Source organism: Paraburkholderia metrosideri (assembly GCF_904848625.1).
In the GTDB taxonomy this organism is placed as follows: domain Bacteria; phylum Pseudomonadota; class Gammaproteobacteria; order Burkholderiales; family Burkholderiaceae; genus Paraburkholderia; species Paraburkholderia metrosideri.
Map to the genome: position 1 here is coordinate 445,264 of NZ_CAJHCP010000008.1, position 16,556 is coordinate 461,819.

The following is a 16,556-nucleotide window of genomic DNA, read 5'->3' on the forward strand; positions in this document are numbered from 1 at the left end:
GCCTCCACCCCGGCGTCGTCGACGACGCCCATGACCGTGCCGGCCAAGTCGCCGTTCGACGTAATCCGCCGTGGCATTCCTGGCGTGATTGCGTGGCTCGTCGCGCTGCTGCTGTTTTTCCCGATCTTCTGGATGACGATTACCGCATTCAAGACCGAGCAGCAGGCCTACGCATCGTCGCTATTTTTCACGCCGACACTCGAAAGCTTCCGCGAGGTGTTCGCGCGCAGCAACTACTTTTCGTTCGCGTGGAATTCGATCCTGATCTCGGTCGGGGTGACGGTGCTCTGCCTGATTCTGGCCGTGCCCGCCGCGTATGCGATGGCGTTCTTCCCGACGCGCCGCACGCAAAAAGTGTTGCTGTGGATGCTGTCCACCAAGATGATGCCGTCGGTCGGCGTACTGGTGCCGATCTATCTGCTGTGGAAAAACAGCGGGCTGCTCGACACGGTGTCGGGTCTCGTGATCGTCTACACGCTGATCAATCTGCCGATTGCGGTGTGGATGTCGTTCACGTATTTCGCGGAAATCCCACGCGACATTCTCGAAGCCGGGCGGATCGACGGTGCGGCGACGTGGCAGGAAATCGTCTATCTGCTGATGCCGATGTCGCTGCCGGGGCTCGCCTCGACCGCGTTGCTGCTGGTGATCCTGTCGTGGAACGAAGCATTCTGGAGTATCAACCTGTCGAGTTCGAATGCTGCGCCGCTGACGGTGTTCATCGCGTCGTATTCGAGTCCTGAGGGGTTGTTCTGGGCCAAGCTGTCTGCTGCTTCGCTGCTGGCGGTCGCGCCGATCCTGATCGTCGGCTGGCTGTCGCAGAAGCAACTGGTGCGCGGTCTTACGTTCGGGGCGGTGAAATGACCGCAGGGACGAACGAGCGTAATCTGGCGTTGATCTGCGATTGCGACGGCGTGCTGATCGACAGCGAAGCGGTCGCGGCGCGGATGCTGGTGCATGAACTCGAAGCACGCTGGCCCCACACCGATGTCGAGCCGGTGGTGCTGCCGCTGCTGGGCCTACGCATCGAGAAAGTGTTGGAAGGCACGGCGGCACAGCTTGGCAAAAGCCTTGGCGCCGACGATATCGAGGCGATCCGCCGCGCGGTGGAAACCGCAGCGATGCAGGCGCCGGCGGTCGACGGGATCGAGGCCGCGCTGGCACAGATACCGCTGGTCAAGAGCTGCGCGAGCAACAGCTTTCGTCCGTATGTGGAGACCGTGCTGGCGCGCACCGGCCTCGTGCAGTTTTTCGGCGACCGGCTGTTTTGTGCCGATGCAGTGCCGAATCCGAAGCCGGCGCCCGATGTCTATCTGGCGGCGGCGCAAGGGTTGGGGCTTGCGCCTGCGTCGTGTCTCGTCGTGGAGGACAGCGTGACGGGCGTGACGGCGGCGACGGCGGCGGGCATGACGGTGCTGGGATTTATCGGCGGTGGTCATGCGAGTGACGCGCAGATCGACAAGCTGCATGCAGCGGGCGCGCGCCACGTTTTCGACGATATGCGTCAATTACCCGATCTGGTCGCACAATGGACCTTGAGTACGGCGGCTGCGCCCTGAGCGCGGCGCATCGGCAGGCAGAACGAGACGGTGGCGGGGCCAACCAAAGTACGTGATCTGGCTGAAGCAACAGACAGTCAGCACACAGCACAGAACAGCACAGCAATACACGGAGACACATCATGGCAAGCGTAACTCTGCGCAACATCAGAAAGGCGTACGACGACAACGAAGTCATGCGCGACATCAACCTCGACATCGCGGACGGCGAGTTCGTCGTGTTTGTCGGCCCGAGCGGTTGCGGTAAATCGACCTTGATGCGGATGATTGCCGGCCTCGAAGATATCAGCGGCGGCGATCTCACCATCGACGGCGTGCGCGTGAACGACGTGGCACCCGCCAAGCGCGGCATTGCGATGGTGTTCCAGTCGTACGCGCTGTATCCGCACATGACGCTGTACGACAACATGGCATTCGGCCTGAAACTCGCGGGCACCAAGAAGCCGGAAATCGACGCGGCCGTACGCAATGCCGCGAAGATCCTGCACATCGACCATCTGCTCGATCGCAAGCCGAAGCAGTTGTCGGGTGGGCAGCGCCAGCGCGTAGCGATTGGCCGCGCGATCACGCGCAAGCCGAAGGTGTTCCTGTTCGACGAACCGCTGTCGAACCTCGACGCCGCACTGCGCGTGAAAATGCGCCTCGAATTCGCGCGTCTGCATGACGAACTGAAGACCACGATGATTTACGTGACGCACGATCAGGTCGAGGCGATGACGCTGGCCGACAAGATCGTCGTGTTGTCGGCGGGCAATCTCGAACAGGTGGGGAGCCCGACGATGCTGTACCACGCACCGGCCAACCGCTTCGTCGCGGGCTTTATCGGCTCGCCGAAAATGAACTTCATGGAAGGCGTAGTGCAGTCGGTTACCCACGACGGCGTCACGGTTCGCTATGAAACCGGCGAGACGCAGCGCGTCGCGGTGGAACCCGGCGCGGTCAAGCAGGGCGACAAGGTGACCGTCGGCATTCGTCCCGAGCATCTGCACGTGGGCACGACCGACGACGGCATCTCGGCGCGCACGATGGCCATCGAATCGCTCGGCGACGCTGCGTATCTGTACGCCGAATCGGGCGTCGCACCGGACGGTCTGATCGCACGGATTCCGCCGCTCGAACGTCATACCAAAGGTGAGACCCAGAAGCTCGGCGCCACGCCCGAACACTGCCATTTATTCGACAGCGAAGGGAAAGCATTCCAGCGTAAGATCGTCGAGGTGCTGGCCGCGTGACGATGGAGTAAGCGGCGGGCGCGCAGTTTTCTATTTAGCTTTCCTTCTTGTCCTGACCAGGAAACGCTCATGCCCGCCTATGTCGTCATCACACGCGAGAAAACGCTCGACCCTGCCAAGCTCGAAGAGTACAAGCAGGTCGCGCCCGCCGTCTTCGAGCAGCATCCGGTCATGATGCTCGCGAGTCACGGGCGCAAGGAAGTGGTGGAAGGCCCGGCCATCGAGGAGATCCTGATTCTCGAATTCACCGGCTATGACGAAGCGCTCGCGTGGTACCGAAGTCCGGCGTATCAGAAGGTGAGTCAGACGCGGCTGCAAGGCGGCGACTACCGGATCATCATCACCGAAGGGTTACCGCTGGTTTAGTGTTTAGTGGGCTTGTAAGCAGCGGGGTGCTCAGGCTTCCAGCGCCGCCCGTGCGCAGAGTTCATCGGTCACCAGCCCCGACAACCAGCCGCCCTTCAGCACCGCGATCAGCGCTTCACGTTTGCGTTGTCCGCCGGCAAAGCCGATCGTCGGACGACGCGGCGGCGCGTCGAGCGCAATGCTCGTGACGCGCCGGCCCGTGGGCGATTCGACGTGCGCGCCCGCGGCGTCGATCGGCAGGCCGAGCATTTCGGCCACCGCGCCGTTCTGCATCAACTCCTTCACTTCCGCCGACGTAATAAAGCCGTCTTCGTGCAGCGGACATTTCAAGCCGATATTGCCGATGCCGACGAACGCGACATCCGCCTCTGCCGACAGCGATTCGACGATCCGGTACAGCCGGTGATTGCACCACTGCGCGCGCTCGGCTTCGCTATCGGCAAGCAGCGGCGCGGGCAGCAGAAAATGCTTGCCACCGGTCTTCTCGGAAATGTGCAGCGCGACGTCATAGCGGTTCGAGGAGCCGTCCTGGGCGATCGCCCCGACCATCGATACCAACCGGTGCTGCGGACGGTCCAGTTGCGCGATCTGGTCGACTGCGGCCTTCAGGGTCCGGCCGCTGCTCACGGCGACCACCATCGGCTTGTCCGCATTGAGATAGCGCTCCATCACCTGCGCGCCGGCCACGGCCAGTTTGCGGTCGACTTCGTCCGACGCGTCGCCGTCGATCGGGACGATTTCGCACATGGAGAGTCCATAGCGCTTCGACAGTTGATCGGCGAGCGCCAGGCAGTCGGCGAGTTTGTGATCGACCCGCACACGGATCAGATTCTTTTCGACAGCGAAGGCGACCAGCCGTTGTGCGACCGGGCGTGAGACCTGCAACTTCTCGGCGATTTCATTCTGGGTATTGCCGGCGACGTAGTACAGCCACGCCGCACGGGTAGCAAGATCTAATTTTTCTGTTGATTTGGGCACGGTAACGGTTCGCTTGAAGTGCGCCGACGATAGCAGCCGGTCCCGACTCTCAACGGGGCCGGCTGCGAGTGACCGGTCAGGCGAGCGGGGCTCGCGCCGGGTCGAACAACGGGCGCACGTGGCGGTAAAGCGCACGATACGCTTCGAGCCGCGCGCGCAGTTCGGCATGGCGGCGCGGGTTCGGCGTGAATTCCTTTTCGATGGGCGGTTTGGTCAGCACGATGGCCGGATCGCCGCCGGCGGCCAGCCAGCCGAGGCGGGCCGCGCCGAGCGCTGCGCCGGTTTCGCCGCCGCCGTGCTTGCGCGTAGCAGTGTCGAGTGCGTCGGCCAGCAGCTGCGCCCAGTAGTCGCTGCGCGCACCGCCGCCGAGCAGCGACAGGGCCTTCGCTTCGGTGCCGGCGGCACGCAGCGCGTCGAGGCCGTCGGTGAGCGCGAGCGTCACGCCTTCGAGTACCGCGTAGCCGAGCAACGCGCGATCGGTTGCGTGGTTCATGCCGAAGAACACGCCTTGCGCATACGGGTCGTTGTGCGGCGTGCGTTCACCGGATAGATACGGCAGGAACAGTGGCGCGGTGGTCAGCGCATCGGCGGGGAGCGCCTCGATTTCGGCGAGTAACGTAGGTTCGTCGGTGGACGTGAGCTTGCAGACCCAGCGCAAACAACTCGCCGCCGACAACACCACGCTCATCTGATGCCAGCGATCCGGAATCGCGTGACAGAACGCGTGCACCGCGGAGGCCGGATTCGGCCGGAAACTGTCGCCGACCACGCACAGCACGCCCGACGTGCCGAGCGATACGAAGCCGTCGCCCGGTTGCGTCGCGCCGATGCCGATCGCGCTGGTCGCGTTATCGCCGCCGCCGGCCGCGACGACCACGCCGTCGCTCAAACCGAATTCGCGCGCCACGGCAGGCAGCAGAGTGCCGGACGGCGCGCTGCCTTCGGCGAGGCCCGGCATCTGCGCGCGCGTCATATTGCACGCGGCGAGCAGGGAGTCGGACCAGTCGCGTTTGGCGACGTCGAGCCATAACGTACCGGCTGCATCGGACGGATCGGATACCTTGCCGCCAGTCAGTTGCAGGCGCAGATAATCTTTCGGCAGCAATACGCAGGCGGTCTGCGCGAAAATGTCCGGCTCGTGGCGCGCGACCCATAACAGCTTCGGCGCGGTGAAACCGGGCATGGCCAGATTGCCGGCGACGCTGTGCAGATCGGGCGCGCGCTCGGTCAGTTCGGCGCACTCTTTGTCGCTGCGCATGTCGTTCCACAGGATCGCCGGCCGCAGCACGCGGTCTTGCGCGTCGAGCAGCACCGCGCCGTGCATCTGCCCGGACAGACCAATGCCGCGAATCTGCGCGAATTCGTCGGGATGCTTCGCGCGCAATGCGGCGAGCGCTGCGCGCGTGCCGGTCCACCAGTCTTCGGGATTCTGTTCGGCCCAGCGCTGATGCGGACGCGAAACGGTAAACGGGGAGCCTGCGGTGCCGATCACGCGTCCATCGGACGCGAGCAGCAGGACTTTCACTTCGGACGTGCCGAGGTCGATGCCGAGATACATGGGCGCGGAACCTTCGTCGTTAGAGATGCGCTACTTTAGCTGCACATGGCGCGCGGTGCCATGCGCATTAAGCCTGGCACCGCGCGTGAATCGAGGGAAGTTTAAGCGTTGCTCAGAGCGCGCCGCGTTTGGCGAGCCATACGTCGACGCGTGCCAGCGCGCCACCCAGCGCCGATTCCAGCTCCGGGGTCTGCGCCATGCTGCCCCACAGCAGCCGGTCGGCAGCAAACGCCTGCAACGGATCGGGCGCCGCGAAAAAGCCATGCGCGACGCTGTCGTCCATTACGCCGTCCTGATACGCATACGGCAACTTGCCGGTATGCCAGCGTTCGAGAAAGCGGAAGAACAGCGCGGGCAACATCGCCGTCGCCGCCGGTGTGACGCCGCGTTCAAAGCATTCGGACAGCGTCGGCGCGATAAAACCGGGCAACTTCGAAAAGCCATCGGCGGCGACGCGCTGATTCGTGTCCTGGATATACGGATTGCCGAAGCGCTCCAGCACCACATCGCGATAACGCTCGAGATCGAGCGGACTCGGCGTGAGGCACGGAATCACGTCTTCGCTCACGTAATCGAACGCGAATTTGTGGATATCCGCGTCGAGCGTGCCTTCGTGGATGTAGTTCAGCCCGACCAGCGTACCCGCCCACGCAATGCAACTGTGCGTCGCGTTGAGAATGCGGATTTTCGCTTCCTCGTACGGCATCACGGAGTCGACCAGTTCCGCGCCGACCTTTTCCCACGCGGGGCGTCCGGCGATAAAACGGTCTTCGATCACCCACTGGATAAACGCTTCGCCCATGACCGGACACGCGTCGTCGACCCTGGTCGCGGCCTTGACACGTTCGCTCACGTCCGGCGTCGGGCGCGGCGTAATCCGGTCGACCATCGAACTCGGACAGGCGGTGTTGTCGTCGAACCATTGCGCCAGTTCATCCGTGCCGCGCCGCTCCAGAAACTCGCTCATGCCCGCATGAAAACGCTCGCCGTTGCTGCGCAGGTTGTCGCAGGTTTGCAGCGTGACGGGGCCAGCGCCGCGCTTCATCCGCGCATCGAGAATGGCGGCCAGTGCGCCGTAAATCGTCGTGTGGCCGCCCTTCAGATCGGCGGCGAGGTCGGGATTCGCGGTATCGAGCTCGTCCTCTTCGTCGAGGTAATAGCCGCCTTCGGTGACCGTGAACGCGATGATCTTGCAGGCCGGATCGGCGCCGGCCTCGATCAATCCGTCGAGACTTTCGGTCCACGGCACCACGCGCTCGATCGAGCGAATCGTTTCATACGCGCGCTCGCCCTGCGGCGTGACGGTCTCCAGCGTATAGACACCCTTTTGCGCGGCGAGCGCGTCGAGCACCGCGTTCATGTCGCTGCGAATATTGCCGACCGTGAGCGACCAGTGCGGTTCGCCCGCCACCTTTGCCTCGTTCAGCCGATGTAGATACCACGCCTGATGCGCGCGATGAAACGATCCCGCGCCGATGTGCAGGATCACGTGTGCGGCCGCGCCGCTGCTTTGCCCGCTGTTCATGTGCGTCTCCTAAAGTCTTCATTCGCACGGCACGGAGCGTGCGATTTCTTAATATGGAGCATTTGCTCTGCATGTGAGCGAATGATCGTACCCGCTGAAACGAATGTCAAGGCGACTGCATCGGCTTTTTTGTGGCGCAGCGCGGCGTGGCGGGGCTTGCAGCGTGGTCTGGCCGAGCTTGCCGTCAGACGGGAGGCGCTTCGCGGCCGGGTTTTATCCGTATTGCATTGCACCAAACTTGACATTCAGGTCGCCAGGAGTAACCCGAATGCAAAAAAGTATTGGTCCGCGGTCTCATTTCTAGTGGTGGATCGCGCGGTTGAGGGTTACTTTTCGCTATACAAGATGAAGCTCTGCGGCGCCCCGGCGAACCGCATCATGGAGGCAGACAGTGCAACCCGATCTCGAGATCGTGGCCGTACGCCGCGACGAATCGTTCAAAGTGTGGTCGCATGGTTATCCGTACCGGACGGTGCGCTGGCACTTTCATCCGGAATACGAAATTCATCTGATTGTGGCGACGACGGGCAAGATGTTCGTCGGCGATCACATCAGCAGCTTTGCGCCTGGCAATCTCGTGCTGATGGGGCCAAACCTGCCGCACAACTGGGTCAGCGACGTGCCGCAAGGCGAGTCGATCACGCAACGCAATCTGGTCGTGCAATTCGGACAGGAGTTCGTGTCGAGTTGCATCGACAGTTTTCCTGAGTGGCGGCAAGTCGAAACTCTGCTCGCGGACTCGCGGCGCGGGCTGTCGTTCGGTGCGCAGACCAGTGCGGCGATTTTTCCGCTGTTCCATGAATTGCTGGCCGCGCGTGGATTGCAGCGTCTGGTGTTGTTCATGTCGATGCTCGAAATCCTGATGAACGCGGAAGATCGCGAGACGCTGGCAAGTCCTGCGTATCAGGCGGACCCGACGGGTTTTGCATCGACCCGTATCAATCATGTGCTGTCGTATATCGGCAAGAATCTCGCGAATGAATTGCGCGAGTCCGATCTCGCGCAACTCGCCGGCCAAAGTGTGAGTGCGTTCTCGCGATATTTCCGCCGGCATACCGGCTTACCCTTCGTTCAATACGTGAACCGTATGCGCATCAACCTCGCGTGTCAGTTGCTGACCGACGACGATCTCAGCGTCACCGATATCTGTTTCAAGGCGGGCTTCAACAACCTGTCGAATTTCAACCGGCAATTTCTGGCGGTGAAGGGCATGGCGCCGTCGAAATTCCGCCGCTATCAGCAACTGAACGACGCGAGCCGCGATGCGTCCGAAGAAGCCGCCGCCCGTGGCGCAGGTATCGACGATGCACCGGCCATCGTGCTTGCGCCTGGCTTGCCGCCCAATGTTGCCGCCGCGTATCCACCGCTAAAGCGCGCCCCGGCTAATCAGCGGCCATCCAACTGATTCATGTAGTCCATGTAGCGTAGTTCGCGCGCCTGGCCTGTAGCCGAAGCGCTTTACTTCACCCCGCGTTCGACACGTATCGCGCCGTCCCAGGACAGCGTGAGGGACGCGTTCAACCTTAATAACGGAGACAACCATGACGCAATTCCCTCAACAGCCTTCACAGCGGATCACGATGAAGAGTTTCGCACGCAATACGGCGGCTTTCGCGACCCTCGCATTGGGTCTGTCGTTTATCGCCGCGCCGGCTGCACAGGCCGCGCCGCTGAAAATCGGCATGACGTTTCAGGAATTGAATAATCCGTACTTCGTGACCATGCAGAAGGCGTTAAACGACGCGGCCGCATCGATCGGCGCGACGGTGGTCGTCACCGATGCGCATCACGACGTCAGCAAACAGGTCAGCGACGTCGAAGATATGTTGCAGAAGAAGATCGACATCCTGCTCGTGAATCCGACCGACACGACCGGCATTCAATCGGCGGTGACATCGGCGAAAAAAGCGGGCGTGATCGTGGTGGCAGTCGATGCGAATGCAAATGGTCCGGTCGATTCGTTCGTCGGCTCGAAGAATTACGACGCCGGTGAAATGGCCTGCGATTACCTTGCGAAATCGATTGGCGGCAGCGGTGAAGTCGCGATTCTCGACGGCATTCCGGTGGTGCCGATTCTCGAACGCGTACGCGGTTGCAAAGCGGCGCTCGCGAAAGTGCCCGGTGTGAAGATCGTGGATACGCAGAACGGTAAGCAGGAACGTGCGACCGCGTTGTCCGTCACCGAGAACATGATTCAGGCGCATCCTAACCTCAAGGGGATTTTCAGCGTGAATGACGGCGGATCGATGGGCGCGTTGTCTGCCATCGAATCGTCGGGTAAGGACATCAAGCTGACGAGCGTCGACGGAGCGCCGGAAGCCATCGCCGCGATCCAGAAGCCGAATTCGAAATTCGTCGAGACGTCTGCACAATTTCCGGCTGACCAGGTGCGGATCGCGCTCGGCATTGCACTCGCCAAGAAGTGGGGCGCCAATGTGCCGAAGACCATTCCGGTCGACGTGAAGATGATCGACAAGAGCAATGCCAAGGGCTTTAGCTGGTAACGCGAAGGCCGGTTGCCGCGCTTCGTTTCACGCACGGCAACCGGCAGCAGAGGAGGACCCGATGGACACCATTCTCAAACTCGACAACATCACCAAAAGCTTTCCGGGTGTGAAGGCGCTGCAAGGCATTCACCTGGAAATTGCACGCGGCGAGATTCACGCGCTGCTCGGCGAAAACGGCGCAGGCAAATCGACGCTGATGAAAATCCTGTGCGGCATCTATCAGCCGGACGAAGGCACGATCACGATCGACGGCGACGCGCGTCACTTCACGAACTATCACGACGCTGTCGCGGCGGGCGTTGGCATTGTGTTTCAGGAGTTCAGCCTGATTCCGTATCTGAACGCTGTGGAGAACATCTTCCTCGGCCGCGAAATGAAAAGCGGACTGGGCCTGCTCGAACGCGGCAAGATGCGGCGCGCGGCGGCGGCGATTTTTCAGCGGCTCGGCGTGGCGGTCGATCTGTCGGTACCGATTCGTGAACTGTCGGTCGCACAGCAGCAGTTTGTCGAAATCGGCAAGGCGTTGTCGCTCGAAGCGCGCATTCTGATTCTCGACGAACCGACTGCGACGCTGACACCCGCCGAGGCCGGGCATCTATTCGCGATCATGCGCGATCTCAAGACGCAGGGTGTCGCGATGATCTTTATCTCGCATCACCTCGAAGAGATTTTCGAAGTGTGCGACCGCATTACGGTGTTGCGCGACGGTCAGTACGTCGGCATGACCGAAGTCGCGGAATCCGACGTCGGGCATCTCGTGCAGATGATGGTGGGACGCAGGATCGAAAGCAGCTTTCCGCCGAAGCCGCCATTGCGGGCCGACGCGAAGATCGTGCTGGATGTCAGGAAACTGCAATTGCTCAAGGACAGTCCCGAGTTGAGTTTCACGCTGCGTGAAGGCGAAATTCTCGGCTTCGCGGGACTGGTCGGCTCGGGCCGCACAGAAACTGCGCTCGCGGTGATCGGCGCAGACCCGGCTCACGTGAAGGAGATTCGCGTCAACGGAGCGTCCGCGAAGCTTTCCGATCCCGCCGATGCATTGCGCGCCGGTGTCGGCATCCTGCCTGAAAGCCGCAAGACCGAAGGGCTGATTACCGACTTCTCGATCAAGCAGAACATCTCGATCAACAACCTCGGTAAATATCGGTCGCTGCGTTTTTTCATCGATCAGCGCAGTGAAGCGCGCGCGACCGCCGACATCATGAAACGCGTCGGCGTCAAAGCGCCGACGATGCACACCGAAGTCGCGACGCTCTCCGGCGGCAATCAGCAGAAAGTCGTGATTGCGCGCTGGCTGAATCACCACACCAACATCCTGATCTTCGATGAACCGACACGCGGCATCGACGTCGGCGCCAAAGCCGAAATCTATCTGCTGATGCGCGAACTCACCGAGCGTGGCTACTCGATCATCATGATCTCGTCCGAATTGCCGGAGATCGTCGGCATGTGCGACCGCGTCGCCGTGTTCCGGCAGGGACGCATCGAAGCGATGCTCGAAGGCGACGCGATCGACTCGAACGCCGTGATGACTTATGCCACTGCCGGCGCCCTTGGAGCACCCCATGAACACGCCTAATCCTTCTTCTTCGCCGAAGACTTCGACGGTCAGTAGTGATACCCCAGGCGCGCCGGTGCGCTTCACGTGGGCCGCGTTAAAGCGTTCCACGTTGTTTTATCCGTTCATCGGGCTGCTGGCGGTTTGCATCGTCATGGTGTTCGCGAGCGACAGCTTTCTTTCGGCGGCGAATATCGAGAACGTGCTGCGTCAGGTGTCGATCAACGCGATCATTGCCGTCGGCATGACGTGCGTGATCCTCACTGGCGGTATCGACCTCTCGGTGGGCTCGGTGATGGCATTGGCGGGCACCCTTGCCGCCGGTCTGATGGTCGCCGGAATGAATTCGGTGGCTGCGCTCGCAGTGGGCATCGCAGTCGGTTTGGGCTTCGGCGCCGCCAATGGCTTCTTCGTTGCGTTCGCCGGCATGCCGCCGATCATCGTCACGCTGGCGACCATGGGCATCGCCCGCGGTCTTGCATTGATCTACACAGGCGGCTATCCGATCGACGGCTTGCCCGACTGGGTCAGCTTCTTCGGCAGCGGCAAGATTCTCGGCATTCAGGCACCGGTCGTGATCATGGTGGTGATCTACGTGATCGCGTGGGTGCTGCTCGAACGCATGCCGTTCGGCCGCTATGTGTATGCGATTGGCGGCAATGAACAGGCGACGCGTTTATCCGGCGTGCGAGTAGCGCGGGTGAAGCTGATCGTCTACACGCTGGCCGGTTTGACTTCCGCGTTCGCCTCGATCGTCTTGACCGCGCGTTTGATGAGCGGCCAGCCGAACGCGGGCGTCGGCTTCGAACTCGACGCGATTGCCGCGGTGGTGATGGGCGGCACGTCGATCTCCGGTGGCCGTGGTTCGATCATCGGCACGTTGATCGGTGCGTTGCTGCTCGGCGTGCTGAACAACGGCCTGAACATGGTCGGCGTGAATCCGTATGTGCAGAACGTGATCAAGGGCGGAATCATTCTGCTCGCGATCTACATTAGCCGCGACCGTAGAAAGTAATTTTCCCTCGACTCTTTTTAGCAGGACCATGCAATGACGACTCAATCCGACAAAGAGAACATGACCGCCATCGTCTGTCACGCGCCGAAAGATTATCGCGTCGAACAGGTGTCGAAACCGAAGGCCCGTGCGCACGAACTGGTGATCCGCATCGCGGCGTGCGGCATTTGCGCGAGCGACTGCAAATGCCATTCGGGCGCAAAAATGTTCTGGGGCGGCCCGAGCCCGTGGGTCAAAGCACCGGTGATTCCGGGTCATGAATTCTTCGGCTATGTCGAAGAAATCGGCGAAGGCGCAGCCGAACATTTCGGCGTCGAGAAGGGCGACCGTGTGATCGCCGAACAGATTGTGCCGTGTGGTAAGTGCCGTTATTGCAAATCCGGCAAATACTGGATGTGCGAAGTGCACAACATCTTCGGCTTCCAGCGCGAAGTGGCGGACGGCGGCATGGCCGAATACATGCGCATTCCGCCGACCGCGATTGTTCACAAGATTCCCGACGGCATTTCTCTCGAAGACGCCGCGATTATCGAGCCGCTTGCGTGCGCGATTCACACCGTCAATCGCGGCGATCTGCAACTCGACGACGTGGTGGTGATTGCAGGCGCCGGACCGCTCGGATTGATGATGACGCAAGTCGCGCATCTGAAAACGCCGAAGAAACTGGTGGTGATCGATCTGGTGGAAGAGCGCCTTGCGTTGGCGCGCGAATACGGTGCGGACGTGACCATCAATCCGAAAGAGCAGGATGCGTTGGCGATTATCCACTCGCTGACGGACGGCTACGGCTGCGATGTGTATATTGAAACGACCGGCGCGCCAATTGGCGTCAACCAGGGGATGGACCTGATTCGCAAGCTCGGGCGCTTTGTCGAGTTTTCAGTGTTCGGTGCGGAGACGACACTCGACTGGTCGGTGATCGGCGACCGCAAGGAGCTCGACGTGCGCGGCGCGCATCTGGGGCCGTACTGCTATCCGATTGCAATCGATCTGCTGGCACGCGGGCTCGTCACGTCGAAAGGCATCGTCACGCATGGCTTTTCGCTGGAAGAGTGGGACGAGGCGATCAGCATCGCGAATTCGCTCGATTCGATCAAGGTACTGCTGAAGCCTCGCGGGTGAGCTTTCTGCGCAGTGCGCAGCACGAGGATCAGCGGACTATAAAACGGAGACTGTATGGACTACGTCATCGGCGTCGACATCGGCACGCAGAGCACCAAGGCGCTGCTGGTCGATCAGCATGGCACGATCATCGCGCAACATGCGTCGAGCTATCAGCCGGATACGCCCAAGCCGCTATGGGCTGAACAATGGCCGGCCGTGTGGCTGAAGGCGGTGGTGGAGTGCATCGCCGCGTGCGTCTCCAAGGGGAAACAGGCGGGCGTCGCGGCGAAGTCGATCAAGGCCTTATGCGTGAGCAGTCTTTACGGTGGCTCGGGCATTCCGGTCGACAGCGAAATGCGGCCGCTCGCGCCATGCCTGATCTGGATGGATCGCCGTGCAACGCGCGAGGTCGAATGGGTGCGCGAGAACGTCGATCTCGAACGGCTCTATACGATCACCGGCAACGGCGTGGACAGTTACTACGGCTACACGAAGATGTTGTGGCTGCGCGATCACGAGCCGGACGTGTGGGCGAAAACCCGCTATTTCCTGCCGCCGAATGCGTACGTGATCTACATGCTGACCGGCGAGGTCGCGGTCGATCATAGTTCGGCGGGCAACATCGGCGGCGTTTATGACATTGGCAAACGCGACTGGTCCGACGAAGCGCTCGACATGCTCGGCATTCCCGCGACGATGATGCCGGAGCGGCTGGTCGAATCATCGGATGTCGTAGGCGGCCTGTTATCGCAATGGACGGAGCAACTCGGACTCGATGCAGGCACCGCGATCGTCGCGGGCGGCGTGGATGCGGCGATGGCCACGTTTGCGGCCGGCGTCACGCGAGCGGGGCAACATGTCGCGATGATCGGCACGAGCATGTGCTGGGGCTACATCAATCAATCCGTCGACGCGCGGCACGGGTTGATCAGCATGCCGCACGTATTCAACGGGCAGCACGATATCTATGTGTTTGGCGGCGCGATTACGGCGGGTGCATCGGTCACCTGGTATCGCGAGCAGTTCTGCCAGGCCGAGATCGAAGCCGCGCGCGCGACGCCGCATGGCGATGCACACCGTTTGCTGGAAGAGTCCGCGGACAAGGTGCCGGCCGGCTCGGATGGCGTAATGTTTCTGCCGTATCTGATGGGCGAGCGCAGTCCTGTGTGGGACGCCAAAGCGAGCGGCGCATTCGTTGGCTTGAGCCTGTTTCATACGCGTGCGCATCTGTATCGCGCGGTGCTGGAGGGCGTGTCGTTTGCGTTGAAGCACAACATCGAAGCGGGACGCAAAGGCGCGCAATCGCTCGATGACAAACTGATTGTCGTCGGCGGCGCCGCGCATTCCGATTTGTGGATGCAGATTATCGCGGACATCACCGGCTATCCGGTCTACACGATCGAGCAGGATGTCGAAGCAGCGATGGGTGCGGCGTTACTTGCAGCGGTGGGCATCGGCCTGGTTTCGCGTGAAGACGCGCAACGCGGCTGGGTGACGCTGGTCGAACGCGCGCAACCCGATGCTGTGCGAATGACGTTATACGAGCAGCGCTTCGGCGTTTATACGGATCTCTATCCGGCCTTGAAGCCGGTCATGCATCGGTTGCAATCATCATGAATGCTACTTTCGATTTTTCTGGCCGCTCGATTCTCGTCACCGGCGCATCGAGCGGGATTGGGCGCGCGACCGTCGAAGCGTTATGCGCTGCAGGCGCGAATGTCGTTGCGGCCGCGCGTAACGTGAACGAACTCGCGCGGCTCGCGGAGGAAACCGGTTGCGAACCGTTGGTGCTCGACGTTAGTGACGAAGCGGCGATTGACGATGCGTTGGGGTCGCTCGAAGCGTTCGACGGCCTTGTGAATTGCGCGGGCATTGCGCTGCTCGAGCGGGCGGTGGATACGACGGCGGCGAGTTTCGATCGGGTGATGGCGGTGAATGCGCGCGGTGCGGTGCTGGTTGCCAAACATGTCGCGCGCGGGATGATCGAAGCCAGGCGCTCGGGCAGTATTGTGAATGTGTCGAGTCAGGCTGCGCTAGTCGCGCTGGATGATCATTTGAGTTATTCGGCTTCCAAGGCGGCGATGGATGCGGTGACGCGTGCTCTTTGTATTGAGTTGGGGCCGTTTGGGATTCGTGTGAATAGCGTTAATCCTACGGTGACGTTAACGCCGATGGCGGTGCTTGCGTGGAGTGATCCTGTTAAGCGTGATCCTGCTTTGAAGGCGATTCCTTTGGGGCGGTTTGCTGAGTCGGGCGAAGTGGCTGCGCCGATTATGTTTTTATTGAGTGATGCGGCTTCGATGATTAGTGGGGTGGCTTTGGCGATTGATGGGGGGTATACCGTGAGGTGAGTTTTGAGGGTGGTTTTTTTGGCTGGGAGCCGCCTTCGGTGTGTTCTTTGGGCGTTGGCCTCTCCTTGCTTTCACGGTGGTCTATTGGCGTTGCCCCTGTGCAGGGCGGCAGTTGGTTTTGGTTGTGTTCTACGGGCGTTGGCCTTTCCTTGTGTTCACGGTGGTCTATTAGCACTGCCCCTGTGCGGGGCGGCACTCACTTTCTTTGCCGCCGCAAAGAAAGTAAGCAAAGAAAGCGGGCTCACACCGCTAGCTCATAAGTGGGTCCCCTGGCTTGGAGGGGGCTGTGGTGCATCTGGAATCAGTGCTTTCGCGCACTCCGCATTCGTGGCAAGTTGCCCGATGGCTGGATGCTTTGGTCGGGCGCCGCCTTGCTTGTGTTCCATGGGCGTTGGCCTTTCCTTGAATTCACGGTGGTCTATTAGCATTGCCCCTGTGCGGGGCGGCACTCACTTTCTTTGCCGCCGCAAAGAAAGTAAGCAAAGAAAGCGGGCTCACCCCGCTAGTTCTTAAGTGGGTCCCCTGGCTTGGAGGGGGCAGTGGTACATCTGGAATCGGTGCTCCCGCGCACTCCGCGTTCGTGGCAAGTTGCCCGATGGCTGGATGCTTTGGTCGGGCGCCGCCTTGGGTGTGTTCTTTGGGCGTTGGCCTTTCCTTGTGTTCACGGTGGTCTATTAGCACTGCCCCTGTGCGGGGGCCTATCCGTAATTTCGTGGGCGAGGCATATCATGAAGGATGAAGATCATGGATATGCCAATCATGAAGAAGAAACGCACTGTCGCTTCTCAGGCAGCGGCCCGCGG

General features: G+C 61.2%; 14 protein-coding genes. 11 read left to right on the forward strand and 3 right to left on the reverse strand.

What is annotated here, in order from left to right; translation table 11 throughout:
- The first annotated feature begins 30 nt into the window (after positions 1 to 30).
- The 4 genes from LMG28727_RS20435 (at position 31) to LMG28727_RS20450 (ending at position 3,157) form a co-directional block, all read left to right on the forward strand.
- Positions 31 to 864: a carbohydrate ABC transporter permease gene (locus tag LMG28727_RS20435; RefSeq protein ID WP_201644139.1), complete on the forward strand. Its 834-nt coding sequence runs from the start codon at positions 31 to 33 to the stop codon at positions 862 to 864.
- Positions 861 to 1,559, forward strand: a complete 699-nt coding sequence (locus LMG28727_RS20440) for an HAD family hydrolase (RefSeq protein WP_201644105.1) — start codon at positions 861 to 863, stop codon at positions 1,557 to 1,559. The genes LMG28727_RS20435 and LMG28727_RS20440 overlap by 4 nt, the downstream gene beginning before the upstream one ends.
- 122 nt (positions 1,560 to 1,681) lie before the next feature.
- Positions 1,682 to 2,791 carry an ABC transporter ATP-binding protein gene (locus LMG28727_RS20445; protein WP_074765520.1) on the forward strand — a complete coding sequence of 370 codons (1,110 nt, stop codon included), beginning with the start codon at positions 1,682 to 1,684 and terminating at the stop codon, positions 2,789 to 2,791.
- Between the two features lie 69 nt (positions 2,792 to 2,860).
- Positions 2,861 to 3,157 carry a DUF1330 domain-containing protein gene (locus LMG28727_RS20450; RefSeq protein WP_201644106.1) on the forward strand — a complete coding sequence of 99 codons (297 nt, stop codon included), beginning with the start codon at positions 2,861 to 2,863 and terminating at the stop codon, positions 3,155 to 3,157.
- Between the two features lie 30 nt (positions 3,158 to 3,187).
- Here the strand turns inward: LMG28727_RS20450 and LMG28727_RS20455 are convergent, their stop codons facing one another.
- The 3 genes from LMG28727_RS20455 to dalD form a co-directional block, all read right to left on the reverse strand.
- Entirely contained in the window at positions 3,188 to 4,135 is a 948-nt protein-coding gene (locus tag LMG28727_RS20455) for a sugar-binding transcriptional regulator (protein WP_201644107.1), read from the reverse strand.
- A gap of 76 nt (positions 4,136 to 4,211) precedes the next feature.
- Complete coding sequence (xylB, locus tag LMG28727_RS20460) at positions 4,212 to 5,693, reverse strand: xylulokinase (protein WP_201644108.1); 1,482 nt, start codon at positions 5,691 to 5,693, stop codon at positions 4,212 to 4,214.
- A 112-nt stretch (positions 5,694 to 5,805) separates the two neighbouring features.
- Complete coding sequence (dalD, locus tag LMG28727_RS20465) at positions 5,806 to 7,218, reverse strand: D-arabinitol 4-dehydrogenase (protein ID WP_201644109.1); 1,413 nt, start codon at positions 7,216 to 7,218, stop codon at positions 5,806 to 5,808.
- A gap of 391 nt (positions 7,219 to 7,609) precedes the next feature.
- On the opposite strand from dalD, the gene LMG28727_RS20470 reads away from it, so the two are divergent.
- The 7 genes from LMG28727_RS20470 to LMG28727_RS20500 all read left to right on the forward strand — a co-directional run bounded on the left by LMG28727_RS20470 (position 7,610) and on the right by LMG28727_RS20500 (position 15,753).
- On the forward strand, positions 7,610 to 8,623 hold the full coding sequence (locus LMG28727_RS20470; protein WP_201644110.1) for an AraC family transcriptional regulator: 1,014 nt from the start codon (positions 7,610 to 7,612) through the stop codon (positions 8,621 to 8,623).
- Positions 8,624 to 8,798: 175 nt separating this feature from the next.
- Complete coding sequence (locus LMG28727_RS20475) at positions 8,799 to 9,722, forward strand: ABC transporter substrate-binding protein (RefSeq protein ID WP_236592129.1); 924 nt, start codon at positions 8,799 to 8,801, stop codon at positions 9,720 to 9,722.
- A 61-nt stretch (positions 9,723 to 9,783) separates the two neighbouring features.
- Positions 9,784 to 11,304: a sugar ABC transporter ATP-binding protein gene (locus LMG28727_RS20480; RefSeq protein ID WP_201644112.1), complete on the forward strand. Its 1,521-nt coding sequence runs from the start codon at positions 9,784 to 9,786 to the stop codon at positions 11,302 to 11,304.
- Entirely contained in the window at positions 11,291 to 12,298 is a 1,008-nt protein-coding gene (locus LMG28727_RS20485; RefSeq protein ID WP_201644113.1) for an ABC transporter permease, read from the forward strand. The genes LMG28727_RS20480 and LMG28727_RS20485 overlap by 14 nt, the downstream gene beginning before the upstream one ends.
- Positions 12,299 to 12,331: 33 nt before the next feature.
- Positions 12,332 to 13,420: an alcohol dehydrogenase catalytic domain-containing protein gene (locus tag LMG28727_RS20490; RefSeq protein ID WP_201644114.1), complete on the forward strand. Its 1,089-nt coding sequence runs from the start codon at positions 12,332 to 12,334 to the stop codon at positions 13,418 to 13,420.
- A 54-nt stretch (positions 13,421 to 13,474) separates the two neighbouring features.
- Positions 13,475 to 15,019 (forward strand): FGGY-family carbohydrate kinase, encoded by a 1,545-nt coding sequence (locus tag LMG28727_RS20495; protein WP_201644115.1) that lies wholly within the window; start codon positions 13,475 to 13,477, stop codon positions 15,017 to 15,019.
- Positions 15,016 to 15,753 (forward strand): SDR family oxidoreductase, encoded by a 738-nt coding sequence (locus LMG28727_RS20500; RefSeq protein WP_201644116.1) that lies wholly within the window; start codon positions 15,016 to 15,018, stop codon positions 15,751 to 15,753. Before LMG28727_RS20495 ends, LMG28727_RS20500 begins: the two co-directional genes overlap by 4 nt.
- Positions 15,754 to 16,556 lie beyond the last annotated feature (803 nt).